This is a genomic window from Rhodococcus globerulus NBRC 14531 (genome assembly GCF_001894805.1).
GTDB lineage: Bacteria > Actinomycetota > Actinomycetes > Mycobacteriales > Mycobacteriaceae > Rhodococcus_F > Rhodococcus_F globerula.
In genome coordinates this window covers 390,046-409,018 of the sequence record NZ_BCWX01000003.1, presented here as the reverse complement: position 1 = coordinate 409,018, position 18,973 = coordinate 390,046, and the positions used below count along the sequence as shown (strand labels likewise).

Annotated in this window: 16 protein-coding genes; 7 read left to right on the top strand and 9 right to left on the bottom strand. The window is 60.7% G+C overall.

Annotated elements, in window-relative coordinates; genetic code table 11:
* Nucleotides 1-122: 122 nt before the first annotated feature.
* The 3 genes from RG2_RS17175 (at nucleotide 123) to RG2_RS17165 (ending at nucleotide 3,259) form a co-directional block, all read left to right on the top strand.
* A complete protein-coding gene (locus RG2_RS17175) occupies nucleotides 123-848 on the top strand; it encodes a GntR family transcriptional regulator (RefSeq protein WP_033234005.1) in 726 nt (241 codons plus the stop codon).
* A 105-nt stretch (nucleotides 849-953) separates the two neighbouring features.
* Nucleotides 954-2,525 (top strand): NCS1 family nucleobase:cation symporter-1, encoded by a 1,572-nt coding sequence (locus RG2_RS17170; RefSeq protein WP_033234004.1) that lies wholly within the window; start codon nucleotides 954-956, stop codon nucleotides 2,523-2,525.
* Between the two features lie 5 nt (nucleotides 2,526-2,530).
* Nucleotides 2,531-3,259 carry an aspartate/glutamate racemase family protein gene (locus tag RG2_RS17165; protein WP_033234003.1) on the top strand — a complete coding sequence of 243 codons (729 nt, stop codon included), beginning with the start codon at nucleotides 2,531-2,533 and terminating at the stop codon, nucleotides 3,257-3,259.
* An 18-nt stretch (nucleotides 3,260-3,277) separates the two neighbouring features.
* Here the strand turns inward: RG2_RS17165 and puuE are convergent, their stop codons facing one another.
* The 3 genes from puuE to RG2_RS17150 are packed head-to-tail and all read right to left on the bottom strand — an operon-like array spanning nucleotide 3,278 to nucleotide 6,444.
* On the bottom strand, nucleotides 3,278-4,192 hold the full coding sequence (gene puuE / locus RG2_RS17160; protein WP_033234002.1) for an allantoinase PuuE: 915 nt from the start codon (nucleotides 4,190-4,192) through the stop codon (nucleotides 3,278-3,280).
* Between the two features lie 16 nt (nucleotides 4,193-4,208).
* Complete coding sequence (gene alc / locus RG2_RS17155; protein ID WP_033234001.1) at nucleotides 4,209-5,195, bottom strand: allantoicase; 987 nt, start codon at nucleotides 5,193-5,195, stop codon at nucleotides 4,209-4,211.
* A 4-nt stretch (nucleotides 5,196-5,199) separates the two neighbouring features.
* Complete coding sequence (locus tag RG2_RS17150) at nucleotides 5,200-6,444, bottom strand: DUF6986 family protein (RefSeq protein ID WP_033234000.1); 1,245 nt, start codon at nucleotides 6,442-6,444, stop codon at nucleotides 5,200-5,202.
* Between the two features lie 197 nt (nucleotides 6,445-6,641).
* Here RG2_RS17150 and RG2_RS17145 point away from each other — a divergent pair, with 197 nt between their 5' ends.
* From RG2_RS17145 to RG2_RS17135, 3 genes are all read left to right on the top strand, one after another.
* Nucleotides 6,642-7,541, top strand: coding sequence for a pseudouridine synthase (locus RG2_RS17145; protein WP_033234346.1), 900 nt, complete (start codon nucleotides 6,642-6,644; stop codon nucleotides 7,539-7,541).
* 76 nt (nucleotides 7,542-7,617) lie between these two features.
* The gene (locus RG2_RS17140; protein WP_033233999.1) at nucleotides 7,618-9,153 is read left to right on the top strand and encodes a CYTH and CHAD domain-containing protein; all 1,536 of its coding nucleotides are present in this window, start codon (nucleotides 7,618-7,620) and stop codon (nucleotides 9,151-9,153) included.
* Nucleotides 9,154-9,202: 49 nt separating this feature from the next.
* Nucleotides 9,203-10,093, top strand: coding sequence for a universal stress protein (locus RG2_RS17135; RefSeq protein WP_033233998.1), 891 nt, complete (start codon nucleotides 9,203-9,205; stop codon nucleotides 10,091-10,093).
* Nucleotides 10,094-10,141: 48 nt separating this feature from the next.
* On the opposite strand, the gene RG2_RS17130 is transcribed toward RG2_RS17135, so the two are convergent.
* A complete protein-coding gene (locus RG2_RS17130; protein WP_051730461.1) occupies nucleotides 10,142-10,879 on the bottom strand; it encodes a VIT1/CCC1 transporter family protein in 738 nt (245 codons plus the stop codon).
* A 123-nt stretch (nucleotides 10,880-11,002) separates the two neighbouring features.
* On the opposite strand from RG2_RS17130, the gene RG2_RS17125 reads away from it, so the two are divergent.
* Nucleotides 11,003-11,761, top strand: a complete 759-nt coding sequence (locus RG2_RS17125; RefSeq protein ID WP_033233997.1) for an SDR family NAD(P)-dependent oxidoreductase — start codon at nucleotides 11,003-11,005, stop codon at nucleotides 11,759-11,761.
* A 4-nt stretch (nucleotides 11,762-11,765) separates the two neighbouring features.
* Here RG2_RS17125 and RG2_RS17120 read toward each other — a convergent pair whose 3' ends face one another.
* The 5 genes from RG2_RS17120 to RG2_RS17100 all read right to left on the bottom strand — a co-directional run bounded on the left by RG2_RS17120 (nucleotide 11,766) and on the right by RG2_RS17100 (nucleotide 18,925).
* Nucleotides 11,766-12,398, bottom strand: a complete 633-nt coding sequence (locus tag RG2_RS17120; RefSeq protein WP_033233996.1) for a TetR family transcriptional regulator — start codon at nucleotides 12,396-12,398, stop codon at nucleotides 11,766-11,768.
* A 75-nt stretch (nucleotides 12,399-12,473) separates the two neighbouring features.
* Nucleotides 12,474-13,892, bottom strand: coding sequence for a putative lipid II flippase FtsW (gene ftsW / locus RG2_RS17115; protein WP_033233995.1), 1,419 nt, complete (start codon nucleotides 13,890-13,892; stop codon nucleotides 12,474-12,476).
* Between the two features lie 158 nt (nucleotides 13,893-14,050).
* Nucleotides 14,051-15,421: a uracil-xanthine permease family protein gene (locus tag RG2_RS17110; RefSeq protein ID WP_080711707.1), complete on the bottom strand. Its 1,371-nt coding sequence runs from the start codon at nucleotides 15,419-15,421 to the stop codon at nucleotides 14,051-14,053.
* A 64-nt stretch (nucleotides 15,422-15,485) separates the two neighbouring features.
* A complete protein-coding gene (locus tag RG2_RS17105; protein WP_033233994.1) occupies nucleotides 15,486-16,850 on the bottom strand; it encodes an 8-oxoguanine deaminase in 1,365 nt (454 codons plus the stop codon).
* 320 nt (nucleotides 16,851-17,170) lie between these two features.
* Nucleotides 17,171-18,925, bottom strand: a complete 1,755-nt coding sequence (locus RG2_RS17100; protein ID WP_230590113.1) for an ABC transporter substrate-binding protein — start codon at nucleotides 18,923-18,925, stop codon at nucleotides 17,171-17,173.
* Nucleotides 18,926-18,973 lie beyond the last annotated feature (48 nt).

Sequence of the window (18,973 nt, the reverse complement as noted above, 5' to 3'; positions counted from 1 at the left end):
GCCGTTCGCACAGGGAGAATCATCGGCTCGTTCGATTCGTGGCAGCTACGTAGTTGTCACGCACACGCAACATCGAGTTTCTACTCTGTTTCTACGCATAACAGACGAGAAGGGAGTTCGCCATGGCACCGCGCCGTAGATCAGTGCTGCTGACGCAATTGGTGATCGATACTCCCGGAAGTCCCCAGCAAGCAATCCTCGACGAACTGCGTCGAGTCATTCTTTCCGGATCGGCGCCTCCGGGCACACCCATTCCGCTGGCCGAAGTCGCCGAGCGCTTCGGGGTCAGCCGAATACCCGTCCGGGAGTCACTCAAGACGCTGGTCGGTGAATCGCTGGTCGATCACCGACACCAATTCGGATACACCGTCGCGCAACTGACACCCGCCGAACTGCGTGAAATGTACATAGTCCGCGAGACCTTGGAATCTGCTGCGCTCAGCGTTGCCGTCGAACAAGCAACCAAGGAGGACCACGCTCACGCCGTCGAGGTGAACTCGAGACTCGAAATCGCTCTGCGCTACGACGACTCACACTCGTATCACTGCGAAAGCCGTAACTTCCACTTGGCGCTGACACGGCCGTCGAACATGCATCGCCTTCTACACATGTTCGAGGCGGCCTGGAACATCACCGAACCGGTCCAGCCGATGGTTCACGTTGCCGGCGTCGATCGAACCGTCCTCCATTCCGATCACACCGCGATGCTCGATGCGTTCTTGAGACGCGATACGGAAGCACTGCTGGCCGCATCCGAGATTCACCACAACCGACTCAACTCTGTGATCGCAACACTGCCGACCGACACCGGACTGCTCGCCGAAAAAGATATACCGATCTCGCAATAGTTGTGCAACACAAGCTGGATATCTTTCTCTCAACACAATTTTCACCACTGGCGCTGAGAGCGTGTGCACCTTCCCCTGCCTTCTGCCCGATGCACAGGAGCTGTCATGACCGATATCCTTCCGACCACAACCGCAAGCGCCGCGCCGCCGACCGGACCCGGCCACGGGGACCTCGTCGAGGCCGCCGGGCATCCTGTCGGTAGCGGCTTGATCAAACCCGACTACGACCCGCGATTGACCAACGAGGATCTGGCACCGCTACGTAAGCAGACGTGGACGTCGTACAACATCTTCGCGTTCTGGATGTCCGACGTGCACAGCGTAGGCGGGTATGTCACGGCCGGAAGCCTTTTCGCGCTGGGGCTAGCCAGCTGGCAAGTACTGGTTGCACTACTGGTCGGCATCACCATCGTGTACTTCTTCTGCAACCTTGTCGCCAAACCCAGTCAGGCAACCGGCGTTCCGTATCCCGTGATCTGCCGTAGTGTGTTCGGCGTCCTCGGAGCGAATATCCCGGCGATCATCCGCGGCCTGATTGCTGTGGCCTGGTACGGAATTCAAACGTTTCTCGCCTCAGCGGCCCTCGATGTCGTGCTCATCAAGCTCTTTCCCTCCCTCGCGCCATACGCCGTGGTCGAGGACTACGGATTTGCCGGCCTATCGGCCCTTGGCTGGGGCAGTTTCATGCTCCTGTGGGTACTGCAGGCCTGCGTGTTCTGGCGAGGCATGGAGTCGATCCGCAAGTTCATCGACTTCTGCGGACCGGCCGTGTACGTCGTCATGTTCATGCTGTGCGGCTATCTCATCTACAAAGCCGGTTGGAGCGCAATAGATCTCACTCTCGGTGACGTCAAGTACGACGGCTTCGACGCGGTGCCGGTCATGCTCGGCGCTATCGCTCTCGTGGTCTCGTACTTCTCCGGGCCGATGCTCAACTTCGGTGACTTCTCCCGCTACGGTAAGTCCTTTGCGGCAGTCAAGAAGGGCAACTTTCTGGGCCTACCGGTTAACTTCCTCGTGTTCTCCGTGCTGGTTGTCGTCACCGCCTCGCTGACCCTCCCGGTTTACGGCGAACTGATCACCGATCCCGTTGCCACAGTCGCTCGTATCGACAGCACGTTTGCGATTGTTCTCGGCGCCCTGACCTTCACCATCGCCACCATCGGCATCAACATCGTCGCCAACTTCATTTCACCGGCATTCGACTTCTCCAACGTCAGCCCACAGAAGATCAGCTGGCGGGCCGGCGGAATGATCGCGGCAATCGGATCCATCCTCATCACCCCGTGGAACCTGTACAACAACCCCGACGTCATCCACTACACACTGGAAACCCTGGGAGCGTTTATCGGACCCCTATTCGGAATCCTGATCGCCGACTACTACCTCGTGCGCAAGCAGAAGGTGATCGTGGACGAACTGTTCAGCATGTCGCCCACCGGAACCTACTGGTACAGCAAGGGTTACAACCCGGCAGCCGTCATTGCCACCGTGGTGGGTGCCGTTGTCGCCATGGCCCCGGTGCTCGGCAAGGATCTCACCGGGATGTACACCGCAGCGCAGTACAGCTGGTTCATCGGCTGTGGGCTCGGATTTGCCGTCTACTACCTACTCGCCACCCGCACGTCACTCGCGGTCAAGAACGTCCCCGCTCCCGAACCTGCAGAGGTCAGCTGACCATCATGAAGATCAAGGTGATCAACCCCAACACCACGTGGGCGATGACCGCCAAGATCGAGGAATGTGCCCGGGCCGTCGCAGGCCCGGGCATGTTCGTCGACGCGGTCAGCCCCGCAACGGGTCCGGCGTCCGTCGAAAGTCACTACGACGAGGCACTCAGTGTTCCAGGAATTCTCACCGAAATCGCAACTGGCGAGATCGACGGCGTCGACGGCTACGTCATCGCGTGCTTCGGAGATCCGGGATTGGACGCCGCCCGAGAATTAGCCACCGGCCCAGTTGTTGCGATCGCCGAAGCCGCCATGCATTACGCCAGTTTCCTCGGCCGCGGATTCTCCGTCGTGACCACGTTGGGCCGAACCCGTGGCCGTGCAGCTGATCTGGTGGAACGCTACGGCATGGGTCGACATTGTCTCGGCATTCACTGTTGCGAAATCCCGGTCCTCGACTTGGACTACAATCCGGATTCCCGAAAGGTCATCCTGGAAGCATGTTTCGACGCTCTGGATCGTGATGGCTCGGACGCGATAGTTCTGGGCTGCGCGGGCATGGCAGATCTGTGCCGCTCCCTGTCCGACGAACTCGGGGTGCCCGTAGTCGACGGGGTCACAGCCGCGGTGACGATGGTCCAGTCTCTTGTCACCCTCGGCCTGTCCACAAGTGCGCGGAACGAATTTGCCCGCCCGATCCCGAAGCCGTACACCGGCATACTGGCGCCGTACGAACTCTAGCTGCGCAGGACGCCCTCCCTAAGCGGGGTGGACAGCCTTCCAATGCTCAGCAATATCGATCCGACGCGTGATCCACACCTTCTCATGTGACTGCACGTGGTCGAGGAATCGCTCGAGGGCCGCAGCGCGGGCGGGGCGGCCGACTATGCGGCAGTGCAATCCGACCGACAGCATTTTCGGTGCCCCGGCGGTCCCCTCGGAGTACAGCACGTCGAAGGCGTCACGCAGATGCGCAAAAAACTGATCGCCACTGGGAAAGCCTGCCGGAGAGGCGAACCGCATGTCATTGGTGTCGAGTGTGTACGGAACCACCAGATGCTTCACCGACTCCTCGCCTCGAGGCACGTCGACCCAATACGGCAGGTCGTCGGCGTACGAATCCGAGTCGTAGACAAATCCGCCATGCTCTACAACCAACTCACGGGTGTTCGGTGAATCACGTCCGGTGTACCACCCGAGCGGGGCGGACCCCGTCAGATCCCGAAGGATGTCGACGGCTTCGGCCATATCCGCGCGCTCACGCTCGACGTCCGCCGACTGATATGACAACCACCGCAGTCCGTGGCACGCTATCTCGTGACCGAGTTCACCAAAAGCGCTGACCGCCTCAGGGTTACGCTGCATGGCACGCGCCACCGCAAAAATTGTCAGCGGGAGATTGCGTCGCTCGAAGATCCCGAGAACTCGCCACAATCCGGCGCGAGATCCGTACTCGTACAGCGATTCCATGCTCATGTGGCGGTTCGGAAACGCCTCTGCCGGAGTCATTTCCGACAGAAACGTCTCCGAGACGTCATCACCGTCGAGGACGTTACGCTCGCCGCCCTCCTCGTAGTTGAGCACGAACTGGACCGCAATCCGCGCGTCGCCGGGCCAATGCGGGTGGGGAGGATTCTTGCCGTACCCCACCATGTCACGCGGATAGTTGTTCATGGCAACAACTTTACCGTCATTGCCCGTCGAGCACAGCTCGAGCTGCCGGTGTCAGAGTTCCGAAAACACGCAGCCGAGCGAGCCCGCCGTCCGGGAAGACATCCAACCGTACATCGGTTACCGGGACGTCGCTCTCGATCAGGAAGCGATGACGCGTATCCGGCCGGAACGTGGTGCGCGGCAACAATTCGATCCATTCGCCGCGCGGCGTGCGTCCGGTCAGCGCGCCGGCACCTGGAGCGTTGCCGAGGAAGTACGACGTGTCGATCTCGACAAAACTCAACGAACCTTCGCCGGCGAGTTGCACTTGCACCCAATCGTTTCCGTCGTCGCGGCGGCGCGCAGTCTCCCAGCCGTCACCCATCGATGCTGCTCGACCGGGGAACAGAATGTTCTGCGGTGAGCTGTAGAACATGTTGGAACAGTCGGTTACTCGTCCACCGTTCTCGAGTGCTGCAAGATCGAGCGGCCCGGCATCGAGGAACCGTGGATCCGGGCGTGCTTCACCGTGCACGCGGAAGCGGGCAACGCCGCCGTCCGGGTAGATGGTGAGCTTGACGTGGGTCCAGCGCTGATCCGAGCTCACGTCGAACGGATTCTCCGAGTCACCGGCGACCGCGGAGCGCTCGACAATCGTCTGCCAGTCGGCCGATTGCGCCAACTCTGCCGGATCCGGATACCCGTCGACACTGATCGCTTCCACCGAAATCTCGGGCGGGTAATTGCCCTTGAACCACGCTGTATCAACCACAACGCCGTGGACGACGCCCGGAACACCGAGTCGGACAATCGCTTCGTCGTGGCCGGCGACGCGACGTCGACGGGTTTCCCAACCGTCGTAGACCTGCCCTTTATGGCCGAATGTCGCGGGTTGGTATCCCGCCTTACCCGGTCGGATCAACGCTTCACGCTCGGCAAATGCTTCGTCATTCGCCCAGATCACAGCGCCGCCAAGCGTCCGCAACGCCAAGTCTGGATAAGCGGTGAAATCAGTGGTTGTCATAGATTCAGTTCACTCCTGTGTTGACAGTGGTTCGTCCCACCAAGCTTCGTAGCGAGGCTGTATCGGCAGAGGGCGCAAGAGCAAGAACGCCGGCCTCGGCAAAGGCACCCGCGTCCAGCCCGCGCAGGACAACGGCAGCCAATGCCTGCGCTGTTGCCGGCTCGTCCATCACACTCCCACCCTGACGATCGAGGTAGGCCTGAATTCGCGGCGCTGCGGCGGTCAAGGCTCCGCGGTAGAAGTTTGTCGTCGCGAGCCATCGCGTCACCAGATGCCCGGGATGCATGTCCCAGCCCTGGTAGTAGCCACGCTCGAGCGATCGCATGACAAGCCGATGATGCCGTGTAATGGCGTCGTGAATCATTTCGGGGGTTCCCACCGGGGCAATCTGCGTGGAACCGTCGCACACCCACACCCCGGTCTGAGCGGCTGCGGCGAGCATCACCGCCTTGGCATGATCTGCAACGGGATGCTCGAGCGATTGAAAGCGCGATGCGATTCCGCATGCGGCACTGTAATCGTAAGTACCGTAGTGCAATCCGGTCAGTCGACCCTCACTGCGATGAATAGCCGGCGCAACCGCAATGGTTCCGTCCGCAGCAATCACAGCCTGCGGACTTTCGATCTGCAGCTCGAATCGCAGGGATCCCGTCGCCAACCCGTGGGCCTTCTCCAACTCCTCGCACAACAGCACCGTCGCGGTAACCTGCTCTACCGCACGAAGTTTGGGAACGGTGAATACAAATCCAGCTGGCACTCCACCGGCGGCGTCCAGAACCAATTCGAGAGTGCGAATGGATCGCCGACGCTCACTCGCCGGCATTCCTTTGAACCTGATGCCGCACCAACTCGGACCGTACGGGTCCGCACTGATCGCTGCCAGGGTCCGACCTGCGTTCCGCGCGGCGGCATCCTCTTCCTGGTCCTCGCGTCGCCCGTATCCGTCTTCGAAATCGATCCGTAAGTCCTGGACGGGTGTGCGACCCAACAGAACACGGACATCGTCGAGTGCATTCTCGGTGTCGAGATCGGCAAAAACATCAACATGGGCATCAAGCAGTTCGATTGCCTGCTCACCCCACGACCGCGGAGTATCGACACCTGCGTCGGCAGCACTGACGTACACGGTGTGCACCGGTTGAATCTCGTCGCGGTTGCCGGGGTACTGGCTTGCGAGTCTCGAATCGACGGGGTCGAGCAACTGTGCCAATCTGTCGTGAACAGCTGTGGGAAGGCGAGGCTCGGTCATCGACCAATAGTCGCAGACTGTGGGTTAGCTCGCAGTTTCGTTCAGGTTACGTCGGCACGCTTATCCGTAACATCAACGCCCGAATACGCAGGTCAGCACTGTGCGGTGTTCGACGTCACAAGCTTGATTCTCGATTACCCACGCCCGATCTGTCGTGGATGGCTCGAATACCCGGCCAGAGCGCTACCGTCGAAGATGTGTCTCGATCTCCGCTCCCCGTCCGCGACGGCCTCAACCCCAGCCGCATCCGTCAACCCGACACGGGAACGTGGGAAACCACGCTCGACTATCTACTCGAGCGGTTCCCGCAGGACGCTGTGCGACTGCGGGAGAAAGTTGCCGCCCGCGAGGTTGTTGACGAGAAAGGCGTCGGAATCGACGAAAGAACCGCGTTTGCGCCTCGCCGCTTCGTCTATCTGTACCGCGACCCGCCCGTCGAAGCACGAGTTCCTTTCGAGATCGACATCCTGTACCGCGACGACAACATCCTCGTAGTCGACAAGCCTCATTTTCTGGCCAGCACTCCGCGCGGACGCTACATCGCGGAATCCGCGTTGGTTCGACTTCGCCGAGACCTCGACCTCCCCGAGCTCAGTCCGGCACACCGACTCGATCGCGTAACTGCCGGGCTGCTCCTCTTCACCGTGCACCAGCAGGCCAGGCGCGGCTACCAGACGATGTTCGCCGATCGCCTCGTCTCCAAGGAATACGAAGCAATCGCACGCTACGACGCCGACGTCGCGACGCCTACCGTCGTGCGAAGCCGCATCGTGAAGGAACGCGGAGTACTCAAAGCCCGCGAGATCGACGGCGATCCCAACAGCGAATCGCGTATCGAACTGATCGAAACTCACGGCGAGTTTGCGCGCTATCGACTGATTCCCCATACCGGCAAGACGCACCAACTCCGTCTGCACATGACATCGGTGGGACTACCCATCCACGGCGACAACTTCTACCCGGATTTTTACGATGTTGCTGCAGAAGACTATTCGAACCCACTCCGCCTGCTGTCCCGTGTGCTCGAGTTCGACGACCCCGTCAGCGGCGAAACCCGCCGATTCGAAAGCCGCCTGACGCTCGCATGGCCAACCTGAAAGCGCTCACCCTTCCCTGCGCCCTCGTTACCGACAAGGATGGACGCAGTTACATCGCACCGCACAAGGAGATCAGATGAGCAAGACCGATGCAGTACCTGGAGCTGTCCAGGAAGTCGAGCGCAAGTACGAAGCACCTGCAGAGCAGGAAGTTCCGGCACTGGACAACCTGCCCGGGGTAGCCGGCGCACCGGTCCACGACTCGATCCAACTCTCCGCAACGTACTTCGACACCGCCGACTATCGGTTGCTCGCCGAGAAGATCACGCTGCGCAAACGTGAGGGTGGCGACGACGCCGGCTGGCATATGAAACTTCCTGGCGCCGGTGATGCCCGAACCGAAATCCAACTGCCGCCCGACGACGGAACTGTCGTACCCGAAGCATTGTCAACGCTGGTCCGAGCGATCATTCGTGGCAACGACCTGGTCCCCGTCGCCCTGATCATCACCGACCGCGAGCGCACCAGACTCAACGACGCCGACGACACGCTTCTCGCCGAAGTTGTTTCGGACACCGTAATTGCCTGCAAAGCAGACGGATCCGGAGAGTCCACGTGGCAAGAAGTCGAGGTCGAGCAAGGAGCGGGCGGGCAACCACTGGCCGATGCCATCGAAACCCTGCTGTTCGGCGCCGGCCTCGAGCGCTCGGAAAGCCCGTCCAAGCTGAAACGTGCGCTTGGCACCTCCGTGACACCGCACTCCGCACCCGAAGCCACCACCACGAAGTCACCCACCCCTCGGATACTGCTGCGCAACTACCTGATCGAACAGATCCGCGCACTCACCGACGCGGATCTCGGAACCCGTAGGCGCAGCGAGGAAGCCGTTCACGACTTTCGCGTCGCCGCGCGTCGGATTCGCAGTGCACTGCAGTCGTACGCCGGACAGTCACCGCGGACCGATGCACTTGTCGACGACCTACGGTGGTTGGGCGGCAAGTTCGGTGATGCCCGCGACGTCGAGGTGCAGTGGCAGCGACTGGTCGACCGCCTCGGCGAAATCGACATGCCCGAGCAGGAAGCCGTACGGGCCCGGATCGACGAATACTTCTCTGCCCGAGCAGAAACCGCCCAGGGAATTGCACTCGACACACTGAATTCCGAACGTTATCTGACCTTGCTCGAGAACCTCGACGCGTACGTCGTCGATCTGGAATTCGACGCGATCGGTCGACGCACCGACAAGAAGATCTCCTCCAAGGAACTGGCGAACACCCTGCAGCATCTCTCGCACAAGGTCGGCAAACGAGTCGACAAAGTCGCCGAAGCGACGTCACGCGCGGACCGCGACGAGAAAATCCATCGAGCACGCAAGGGCGCCAAGCGAATGAAGTACGCGATCGAAGTGATGAAGCCGTCGAACAAGCATCGCGCCAAACGAGCGCTCAAGCATTTCAACCACTTCCAGGATGTTCTCGGCGAGCACCAGGATTCTGTTGTCGCCGGTCACCATCTGCTGGAAATGGCGTCGGAGCACGAGCACACCTCACTCACCAGTTTCAGCTTGGGAATGGTGTACCGACGCGAACTCGACATTGCCGACGAGCAAGCCGCACTACTCGAGAAGACATGGAAGGAAGCAGCAAAATCATCAGCAACGCTGTGGCGATGAGACATCATCGGAACAGTTGACGGATCTCGAACCACCTGAGGGAGTAAGCATGGACACACTTGCCGGACACCAGGACATCGTTGTCGGCGTCGACGGTTCCGAGGCATCGATCGGTGCCGCGAAATGGGCCGCAGCCGTTGCTCAGGTGGTCAATGCACGGCTGATCCTGGCACATGCACTGCCGCAGGAAGGCCCGATCTACAGCCCCGCCGCCGTGATGTTGCAGTCGCAGTTCCTCAATCAGATCCGCGAGGACGGCGAAGCAATCATCGCGGCGGCGTCCAGCGCGGTGGCAGAGAAATTCCCTTCGCTGGATATCGAGTCCAACATCGCTCCGGGTCCTCCGACAACACATATCCTCGAATCGGCCGACACAGCTCGGTTGATCGTCATGGGTTCCACCGGAGCCGGCGCTCTGCGCTCACGTCTACTCGGATCGACCGCCCTCAAGGTCGCCAATCATGCAACCTCCCCGGTCACTGTCTGGCGTGGAACCGTCGAGAACCCGGGGCCCGATCAGAGACCCGTCGTGGTCGGTATCGACGGAAGTCCGTTGAGCAAGAAGGCCGTCGAACATGCCTTCTGGTTTGCCGACGAGTTCGAAGCACCCCTCATCGCAGTACACACGTGGCAAGGTGCGTCGACCTTCCGTGAAGGTGGCGCCGGAATCCTCATCGACTGGGAAGCCGTCGAACAAGAGGAGTCCGCATTGTTGGCCGAAAACCTTGCCGGAATGGCCGAGCAGTACCCTGACGTTCCGGTCACTCGAATCAGCGAACCCGGCGCAGCCGCCCCGGTCATGCTGAAATACGCCGACGACGCCCAACTTCTGGTGGTCGGCAGCCACGGCCGAAGCGCAATGGCCGGCGCAGTAATGGGATCGACGAGCCAGAACCTGCTGCACCATGCGCCGTGCCCGGTGATGGTCGCTCGCGCCTGACTGCTGTGCGCCTTTGTCAACCGCCCGCGGTTAACGAAGGCGCACAGCTCAATCGAGCCCGGTACCCACCAACTGGCCGACGCCGTACGTCACGGCCATCGCCAGAGCGCCGCCGAGAACCACCCGCAAGATCGCTCGGGTCTTACGGGCGCCGCCGAGCGTCGCGCTGATCGTGCCGGTCAACGCCAGCGCGACAAGCACCGCGAAAAACGCTATGGGAACCCGGGTTCCCGTTGGCGGCAAGAGAATCGCGATCAACGGAATGGCTGCACCAATGGTGAAGGACACCGCCGACGAGATTGCTGCATGCCAGGGGTTCGTCAGGTCGTTCGGATCAATCTTCAACTCGACTTCGACGTGCGCCGCGAATGCGTCGTGTGCGGTGAGTTCCTCGGCTACCTTGGTGGCGGTCTCGGTGCTCAAACCCTTTGCCTCGTAGTTCGAGACAAGTTCCGCGAACTCCTGCTCGGGCATTTCCAGCAGTTCTCGTTTCTCTTTCTTCAGCAGCGCACGCTCGGTGTCGCGTTGCGCGCTGACAGAGACGTATTCACCGAGAGCCATCGACACCGCTCCGGCGACCAAGCCCGCAAAGCCTGCGGTGAAGATCGCGGAACGTTCGGTTGTCGCGGCTGCGACACCGATCACCAATCCCGCAGTGGACACGATGCCGTCGTTCGCTCCGAGAACCCCGGCGCGAAGCCAGTTCAAACGGTTGTTGAGGCTGGGGATCTGCGGTTCGGATCCGTCACTCGGCACTTCTCCGGCCACCTGCACGCTATCGGACATAACACTGAGATTAGGGTTCCGCTCCCGTCTGCGATAGCAATCTGAGCCTGTCCTACCCGCGCCAACCAAGCACTTGCTAGGTTGAATGCGAAGACCATCAACCGCGGAACCCGGGAGACAACCATGAATGCAGTGCGCACCGTTTTGATCAGCGGCGGAACCGGCGGTATCGGCTCTGCAATCGCCCGCACACTCGCCGCCCGCGGACACGACGTCGCCTTCACCTATCGCAGTAATGCGGATGCCGCCGAACAGCTGTGCACAGAAATCCGATCACTCGGAGTCCGCGCACTTTCCTACCCGATGGATCTCGATAGCGAATCGTCCATTGCCGCGGCGGCGCGGTCCGCGATCGACGACCTCGGATCATTGACAACTCTTGTGCACGCAGCGGGACCACACGTTCCGATGACCCACCTGTCGCGAGTCTCCCCCACCACGTTCGCCGAGCAGTTGAATCAAGAAGCCGCAGCATTCTTTACCCTTGTACACACGGCCTTACCGGCGCTGCGCGCATCGTCGGGATCCGTCGTGGCAGTCACCACAGCAGCAACCGACCGCTTCCCGGTCCGCGACGGGCTCTCGGCTGGCACCAAAGGCGCTGTAGAACAACTGGTCCGCGGCTTTGCCGCCGAAGAAGGGCGCTACGGCGTTCGCTTCAACGCCGTCGGCCCCGGCATGCTGACCGACGGCATGGCCGAAAGACTCATCGCGTCAGCCGATCTCGATCCAGCCGCTCTCGACATCACCATGAGTCGAATTCCGCTGAAGCGATTCGGGTCCGCGACCGACATCGCCGAAGCCGTACATTTCCTCGCGAGCGATGCCGCCGGTTTCATCAGCGGCCAGAAACTCAACGTCGACGGCGGATACTCCGTCTGACGGGCTACCCGCCCAACTTACGAAACACCAAGCGCACGGCAAGTTCCAAGTGCGCCATCACCTGATCGCTGGTCATCCGGCCGGCGACCCAAGACACGAGAGAAGACATCCAGACGTCGTTGATGACCTTCACCGCATCCATCTGCTGCTCGGAAATCTCCTCGACACCGATCGACTTCGCGAACATCTCCGTTACGACGTCACCCAGTGCGTTGAGTTCCGGGGTCGCCGACGCGTCCGCAAACATGTACGCGCGAACCAGCGCCTCGTAACGAGGATGATCGGTCTCGAGGATTTCCGTGTTCTTCCTCAATACGAACAGAATTCGATCCGACGGAGTTTCCCCTGGGATTTCGTAGTCGTGAAACCTGTCGCGCAGACCCTCGAACATCCATACCAACGCCACGACCAGCATGTGATTCTTCGACGGGAAGTACCGATACACCGTCCCGATCGCCACGCCGGCCCGCTCTGCAACCGACCTCATCTGGACCGCGTCATACCCACCCTCGGACGCGGATTCCATTGCAGCGTCGACAATCCGATGGAAACGTGCTCGCTGCGACGGCGTCGTACGACGCCCGATCACCGAGCTTCGTTCCACCACAGACTGATCCAGCTTATCGCCACCTGCCATGCCCACAACCTTCTCCGACGCCGATTTCAGATTCCAATGTAGTCGCCTACCGGGGATCCCGACGCCCGACGGTAATCAGGAAGCGCGCCGGGGACGGGTGCCGCCGCGATACTGACGATCGTCGTCACCGTCACGTCGGACGGAACGTCGTCGATCGGGTTGACTGCTCCGGCGTGGTTCCGGCTGCGCCGGCCGCCTGCGTTCTTGCTGTGGGGATCGGCGCGCTTGCTCTCCTCGACGTTGCTGCTGCGGGCGTTCGCGCACTCGACCCTGCGGCGCCTTCTTCGGCTTCTTGGCTTCACCGAATCGAGGTTTGCCGAACACGAAGGGCACCCAGCCACGGCTTGCGCTTTCGAGCGACGCGACCGCCTCCGGCTCACGGAACGCAGCGTGCGCGATCAGCCCGAACATCAGCAGTGTCGTGATCATCGACGTACCGCCGGCCGAAATGAGCGGCAGCTGCAACCCGGTGACGGGAATGAGCCCGACCACGTACGCGATGTTGATGAAGGCCTGCATCACGATCAACGTCGTCGCAGTTGCCGTCATGACCTTGAGGAAGGGATCTGTGGACCGCTTGGCGATCCTCAGCCCGACAACGAGGACAGCAGCAAAGAGCGCCACCACGATGAGCGCACCGATCAGGCCGAGTTCTTCCCCGATAACCGCGAAGATGAAGTCGTTGTGTGCCTGCGGAAGATAACTCCACTTCGCGTCGGACTGCCCGAGTCCACGACCGAAGATACCGCCGTTCGCCAACGCATATTTTGCCTGAGTGCTCTGAAAATTCAGTCCCTGCGGATCCAGGTCCGGATTGAGATAGGCCTTGATTCGATCCGAGCGGTAGCCGGCAGTAAGCGCTAGGACAAGGAACGCCACCCCGGACCCCACGGTCAACATGACAAACGTTCGCAACCGGAACAGCCCGAACCACAGCACCGACATGAAGATGATGCCGATAGTGATCGTGGTGCCGAGGTCCTTCTCCAACACGACAAGAATCAGGACGAGAAGCGTCGTGCCACCGATGACCGGCAGAGCCCGGTTGACGTCGATACGTGCGTTGAGGAACGACGCCACCGTCGCTGCCGACCAAATTGCAAGGGCCAGCTTCGCAAGTTCCGACGGCTGGAATGAAATTCCAGCGACAACAAACCAGCTACGCGCACCCATTTGTTCCGAACCGATTCCCGGAATAAGGACCAGCACAAGCAGTATCAGGCAGAAGATCAGAAGCCAGGGCGAATATTTGCGCATCAGCTCGGTCGGAACTCGCACGACGGCCACAAACAGGACCAGACCGATGGCGGCAAACATGCACTGCGGCCAGAACCGCGCGTACGACGTACCGGACAGGACATACGATTCGACGCTCGACGACGACAGCACCATCAGCAAACCGAAAGCCACGATCAGGACGACCAAGCCGACGATCATGTGGAAGTCGGACAACGGCCGACTGGTCCACGTCGTGGCGCGGGCGCGGAACTTCATCGACTCGCGGCCAGCTTTATCCGAGGAGCTGCGCGAGTTAGCTGATTCGCTGCTCCCACGACGCTTCCCTTTGCCATCGCTCCGATCGGTCACCACACCAGTATCGTCCCACGACTTCTAACTCGTGGGTAACACTGGTCTCACAGGCCACACCGTTATCACAGTGTGCTCTTACTTTTCCGGTTACCTCGTCGAGCTAGCGCATTCGGAATGACGACAAAGAGACACTCGAGCACGATTGCAACGACGGCGCCGACAACGATGCCCTGAGTCGCTAACTGCACTACGAGTTCCGGCCACACCCCGACAAGCGACCCGGTGAGCGCCGGCACTCCGAGTCCTGCCATCAGCGCGAGCGGGGCAATCAGATTGTGCGTCGAGTTACCACGATCACGAAACGCTGCCTGCGCCCCGGTAATGACGACCGTCGCGGCCGCGGGTAGGAAGAGTCCACCGATGACCGGCGCCGGCGTCGTGACCAGAACTGCCGCGACTTTGGGAAACATCGCGAGTGCGATCATCATCAACGCGGCAACACGGACCACAAATCTGCTTCCGATGCCGGTAATCCGAACGACACCAAGATTCTGGGCGTACGCGGTCGTACCGAACCCGCCGAACAGAGCCGACAACATCGAGCCTCCTGCCTCGCCCGCCACACCCGCGTTGATCTGTCGGGCCGTCAGAGGGAGTCGCGTCAGACGCGCTGTTGCTTCGTAGATCCCTATCGCCTCGACGACGGCCACGAAGAACACGATGCACATGGTCACGGTGATGCCGAGATCAAAGGTCAACGATCCGTACGGCAGTAGCGTCGGGAATCGAAGCCACGGTGCCGCCGACACACCGGAGAAGTCGAGACGCCCCAACGCGAACGCGAGGAGGTTTCCCACGACAAGTGCGATCAGAAAGCAGAATGAGCGAAATTTGCCGGTGAACATTCCGCCAAGAACGACAACAGCGGTGGTCACGGTAGCGATGAGAATCGTCGAGGGCGTAGCAAAGTTCTCGGTGCCTGGCATACCGAAGAATTCCTGGATAGTGAACCCGGCCAACGACAGCCCTACCAGCAGAATGATTGTCCCCGTGACAGCGGAACTCAATACTCTGCGAATCTTCCCGAGAACGCCTGTAGCAGCAGCCAACAGAACAATTGCGGCGCCGATCAACAAACCGGTACCCGCGGCGGCGAGGGAACCCGCCTTCGCATATGCGATCGCCAACGGAGAGAAAGCCGACGACGGCCCCTCCACCACAGGTAGTTTGACCAGCTTGGTGGTCTGCAGGAGCGTTGCAACTCCAGCCGCCAGGAGCGTCGCCGTCAGGAGATTGGTGGACAGAGCAGCTCCGAGACCTGCTGCACTACCGATGAACAGCGGATCGAGCCAGACGTTCGAGACGAGCAACTGCTGCGCGCCTAAAGCGACCTTCCTCGGCAAGGGAATCGATTGTTCGGTATCGATCGTGAGATTCTGATCGGCACCCTCGACTGACAGGTTGCCGTCCGTACTTTCATGTGACAAAGACATGGGTGATCTCGATTCGAGTCAGGTTTCGTGTGGAGGACTGAAAAGTGAAGGAAAAGCTGTCGTTTCAGAGAAGCGACTGCATCCGGCGTGCATGAGTGTCGTGCGTTCGTAAAACGCCGGCCACAGCCGAATCGCACAATTGCCCACCGTCGACCAGGACCTTGCCTGCGACGACCGTCGTACCTGCTCGCGCAGGTCCACACCGAAGCCAGGCTTCGACGGGATCTGTCAGCGCACCCGCCAAAGCCAACGGCTCTGCTTCCCACACAACAAGATCCGCGCAGGCGCCGACGCGCAAGTGGCCGATCTCGTCATCCCACCCCAGGCAGGTGGCACTACCTCGCGTTGCCATGTCCAGGACATCGCGCGCAGTCATCGATGCCGGCCCATTCCTGAACCGACCGAGCAACAACGCAGTTCGCGATTCGAGCCACATCGACCCGTGATCAGTGGACGCCGATCCATCACATCCGAGTCCGACCTGCATACCGATGCCGCGCAACAACGACGCATCGGCACTGCCACCACCGATCATCATGTTGGAACTGGGGCACTGGACCGCGCTGACTCCGGCTGCAGCCAGACGAAGCTGCTCGGATGAACTCGGATAGATGAAATGCGCTACCCACGTACGTGATCCGGCCCATCCTGTTCGTTCGAGATATTCGACCGGAGTACACCCGTATGTCTGAAGGCAATACGCATGCTCGTCCATGTCCTCGGCGAGATGACTGTGCAGGCGGACGTCGTACGCCTCGGCCAGTTCTGCGCTCTCACGCATCAGTTCTTCTGTCACCGAAAATGGTGAGCAGGGAGCTAGAGCTACGCGAGTCAGCGCACCTGGATTAGGATCGTGATACTTCTCGATCAGTCTCACGCTGTCGGCGAGAATCGTATCTTTGTCCTGAACAACAGATTTCGGAGGAAGTCCGCCGTCCACAGTAGAGCGGGTCATCGAACCTCGAGTTGCAAGGAACCTGAATCCGAGTTGGGTGGCCGCCTGAATTTGTGCGTCGATCAACTCTGGTCTCGGATGGACATACATGTGATCCATCGACGTCGTGCAGCCTCCCAGGAGAAGCTCCGCCATCGCCACATAAGTCGACGCGTGTACTGCTTCCGGTTCGAGTTTCGACCAGATGGGATACAGAGTTGTCAGCCACTCGAACAGAGTGCCGTTCACCGCAGGCGCGAAGGACCTCGTGAGGTTCTGATACATGTGGTGGTGTGCGTTGACCAAGCCTGGAGTGACCAAACATCCTGCGGCATTTATCTTCCGATCTGCGCTGGGCTCGGCTGATCCAGTAGGACCGAAGGAATGAACGCGTCCATCCACAACCGCCAACCAGCCGTCTGCCAGTTCGGTATTGCGGTCAATGTACAGATACGCGTGAGTGATCAGAAGATCTACATGAATGTGTGGCGACATCGATTCGCACCGCTCTTCTCTCGGGACGTAGACAGGGCGCAACGAACCGCGCAACAGTTGCGCGGGCCGTCACCCTGTTCCTGCGGCTGCGAACCACAGGATCGTCACCGCGTCAGAACCTGAGCGGGCGGGTCGGCCGCAGATCAGCGTCTGCGACTACACACAGTTTCCAGATCGAATTGGTCGGCGGCATTGCTCTCGTGTAAATCCGGCGTTACTCCTTCACCTACGCAGAAAACCCTGATGCGACACTTGGGGTGCGACACCAAAGAGCCCCGCCCGACTCGCGTCGGACGGGGCTCTCGGTGTGCGCTGGGACGCTACTTCGCGCCCATCCATGCCTGATCGAACAGCATGATGCCGGTTGCAGTCGGAACCACACCGTGCACGTTCTTCTGCCAAGCCCAGAAAGAAGCCAATCCACCGACCGGTGCCGACGGAACCGTCTCGTTCCACAGGGTCTGGATCTTGCTGATCACGGCAAGCGCCGACGCGTTGTCCTTCGCCTGCTGCAGATCAGCGATCAACTGATCCATAGCGGGGTTGGCGTAACCCGCAGTGTTGGACTTCGAGGTGCTGTTGGTGGTCGAGTACAGACCAAGGTCGGGAATCGACTCGTACAGACCGATACCGGCGTGAGCGAGGTCGAAATCGTTCTTGACGTAGACGTTCTGAACGATGTCGCCGGCATTGTTCGCAAGAATCAGGTTCACCTCGAACCCGACGGCCTGAAGCAGAGACTGCACAGCCAAACCGATCGCATGGTCCTTCGGCTCGCTGAGCACGATGTAGTTGAGCGTGCCGTTGTATCCGTCGGCCTTGGCTTGGCTCAGGAGTTCCTTGGCCTTGGCGGGGTCGTACGCGATACCCGGGGTGTCGACGTGCCACTGTGACGTCGTTCCGAACAGCTCCGAACCCGGAAGCCCTTCACCGTTCTCCGCGCGCTGATCGATCAGCTCTGGCTCCAGTGCGTAACCGATAGCCTGGCGGACGCGAACATCCGAACCCGGCCGGCCCTCGCGGTTGTTGATGATCTCAGCACTGCCGGCATTGAGGACATCGATGTAACCGGGGTAGCCGGCGGACTTGGCGGAGTTGATCGCCGACGTCAGACCGCGAATGTAAGCCACGTCCAGCTGACCACTGTTCAGCGATTCGAGATTGGCCTGCGGGCCGTTCAGCGCAACCATGCGAAGCTGCTCGAGCTTGGGAGCACCGCCGTAGTAGGCGGGGTTGGCCTTGAAGATTCGTTCGACGCTCGGGCTGAACACGCCTTCGGTGAACGGTCCGGCGCCAACGGCGGTGAACTTGTCACCCTGTTGTGAGCTGGGGGCGACGATCATTCCATGGCCGAGTGCCAGCATCGAGGGAAAACGCATCCACGGCGTGTTCAGGTTGAATACAACGGTAGCCGCGTCCGAGGCTTCCATCGAAGCGACCGATGCGACCCACAGCTCTGCGCCGTTGCCCTTACCCGCGTTGTACCGATTGATGCTCGCGATGACAGCGTTAGCGTCGAGTGCGGTTCCGTCACTGAACTTCACGCCGTCGCGCAGCTTCAAGGTCCAGGTCTTGCCGTCGTCGTTGGTTTCGAGTGACTTGGCCAACTTCGGTTCGAATTCACCGGTCGCCGTGTCGTAGCTCACCAGAACGTCGTACACCGCCGCCAGGGCTTCGCCGCCGGAACCGCCGCGTGCTGCAACCTTGGTCGGGTCCAGCGACGATGCGAGGACCTGGACACCGTACGTCAGGGTGCCGCCTGCAACCGGCGTGCCCGCATCGCCTTGTTCATTGATCATTCCGGTGACGATCGACGCCGATCCGGTGTCACCGTCGGTAGTGCCGCCGTCGTCGTTGTTGCTTGCACAGCCGGCGAGCAGAATGCCGGCTCCGAACAATGCAACCGCTGTGCGGCTGAATTTCCCGACGCGTCGGGACCTCGAGTGAGTCACGTCGACCATCACTTCCTTCTTGCGCAGAGAAGGAGGTCCGGACTTCGCGAAGAATGCCGGACCGCCCGCGGCCCTGGAATGGGCGCTGCGGCTAATAGTGATGCTCGACAAGTAGTGACGCACGGCACGTTCCCGCTGACCGGTACCGAATTCGACCTAATCCGACCGACC

Coding starts and splice junctions, on each gene's coding strand:
- RG2_RS17175 (WP_033234005.1), top strand. CDS start 123: ATGGCACCGCGCCGTAGATCAGTGCTGCTGACGCAATTGGTGATCGAT.
- RG2_RS17170 (WP_033234004.1), top strand. CDS start 954: ATGACCGATATCCTTCCGACCACAACCGCAAGCGCCGCGCCGCCGACC.
- RG2_RS17165 (WP_033234003.1), top strand. CDS start 2,531: ATGAAGATCAAGGTGATCAACCCCAACACCACGTGGGCGATGACCGCC.
- puuE (WP_033234002.1), bottom strand. CDS start 4,192: ATGAACAACTATCCGCGTGACATGGTGGGGTACGGCAAGAATCCTCCC.
- alc (WP_033234001.1), bottom strand. CDS start 5,195: ATGACAACCACTGATTTCACCGCTTATCCAGACTTGGCGTTGCGGACG.
- RG2_RS17150 (WP_033234000.1), bottom strand. CDS start 6,444: ATGACCGAGCCTCGCCTTCCCACAGCTGTTCACGACAGATTGGCACAG.
- RG2_RS17140 (WP_033233999.1), top strand. CDS start 7,618: ATGAGCAAGACCGATGCAGTACCTGGAGCTGTCCAGGAAGTCGAGCGC.
- RG2_RS17135 (WP_033233998.1), top strand. CDS start 9,203: ATGGACACACTTGCCGGACACCAGGACATCGTTGTCGGCGTCGACGGT.
- RG2_RS17130 (WP_051730461.1), bottom strand. CDS start 10,879: ATGTCCGATAGCGTGCAGGTGGCCGGAGAAGTGCCGAGTGACGGATCC.
- RG2_RS17125 (WP_033233997.1), top strand. CDS start 11,003: ATGAATGCAGTGCGCACCGTTTTGATCAGCGGCGGAACCGGCGGTATC.
- RG2_RS17120 (WP_033233996.1), bottom strand. CDS start 12,398: ATGGCAGGTGGCGATAAGCTGGATCAGTCTGTGGTGGAACGAAGCTCG.
- ftsW (WP_033233995.1), bottom strand. CDS start 13,892: ATGAAGTTCCGCGCCCGCGCCACGACGTGGACCAGTCGGCCGTTGTCC.
- RG2_RS17110 (WP_080711707.1), bottom strand. CDS start 15,421: ATGTCTTTGTCACATGAAAGTACGGACGGCAACCTGTCAGTCGAGGGT.
- RG2_RS17105 (WP_033233994.1), bottom strand. CDS start 16,850: ATGTCGCCACACATTCATGTAGATCTTCTGATCACTCACGCGTATCTG.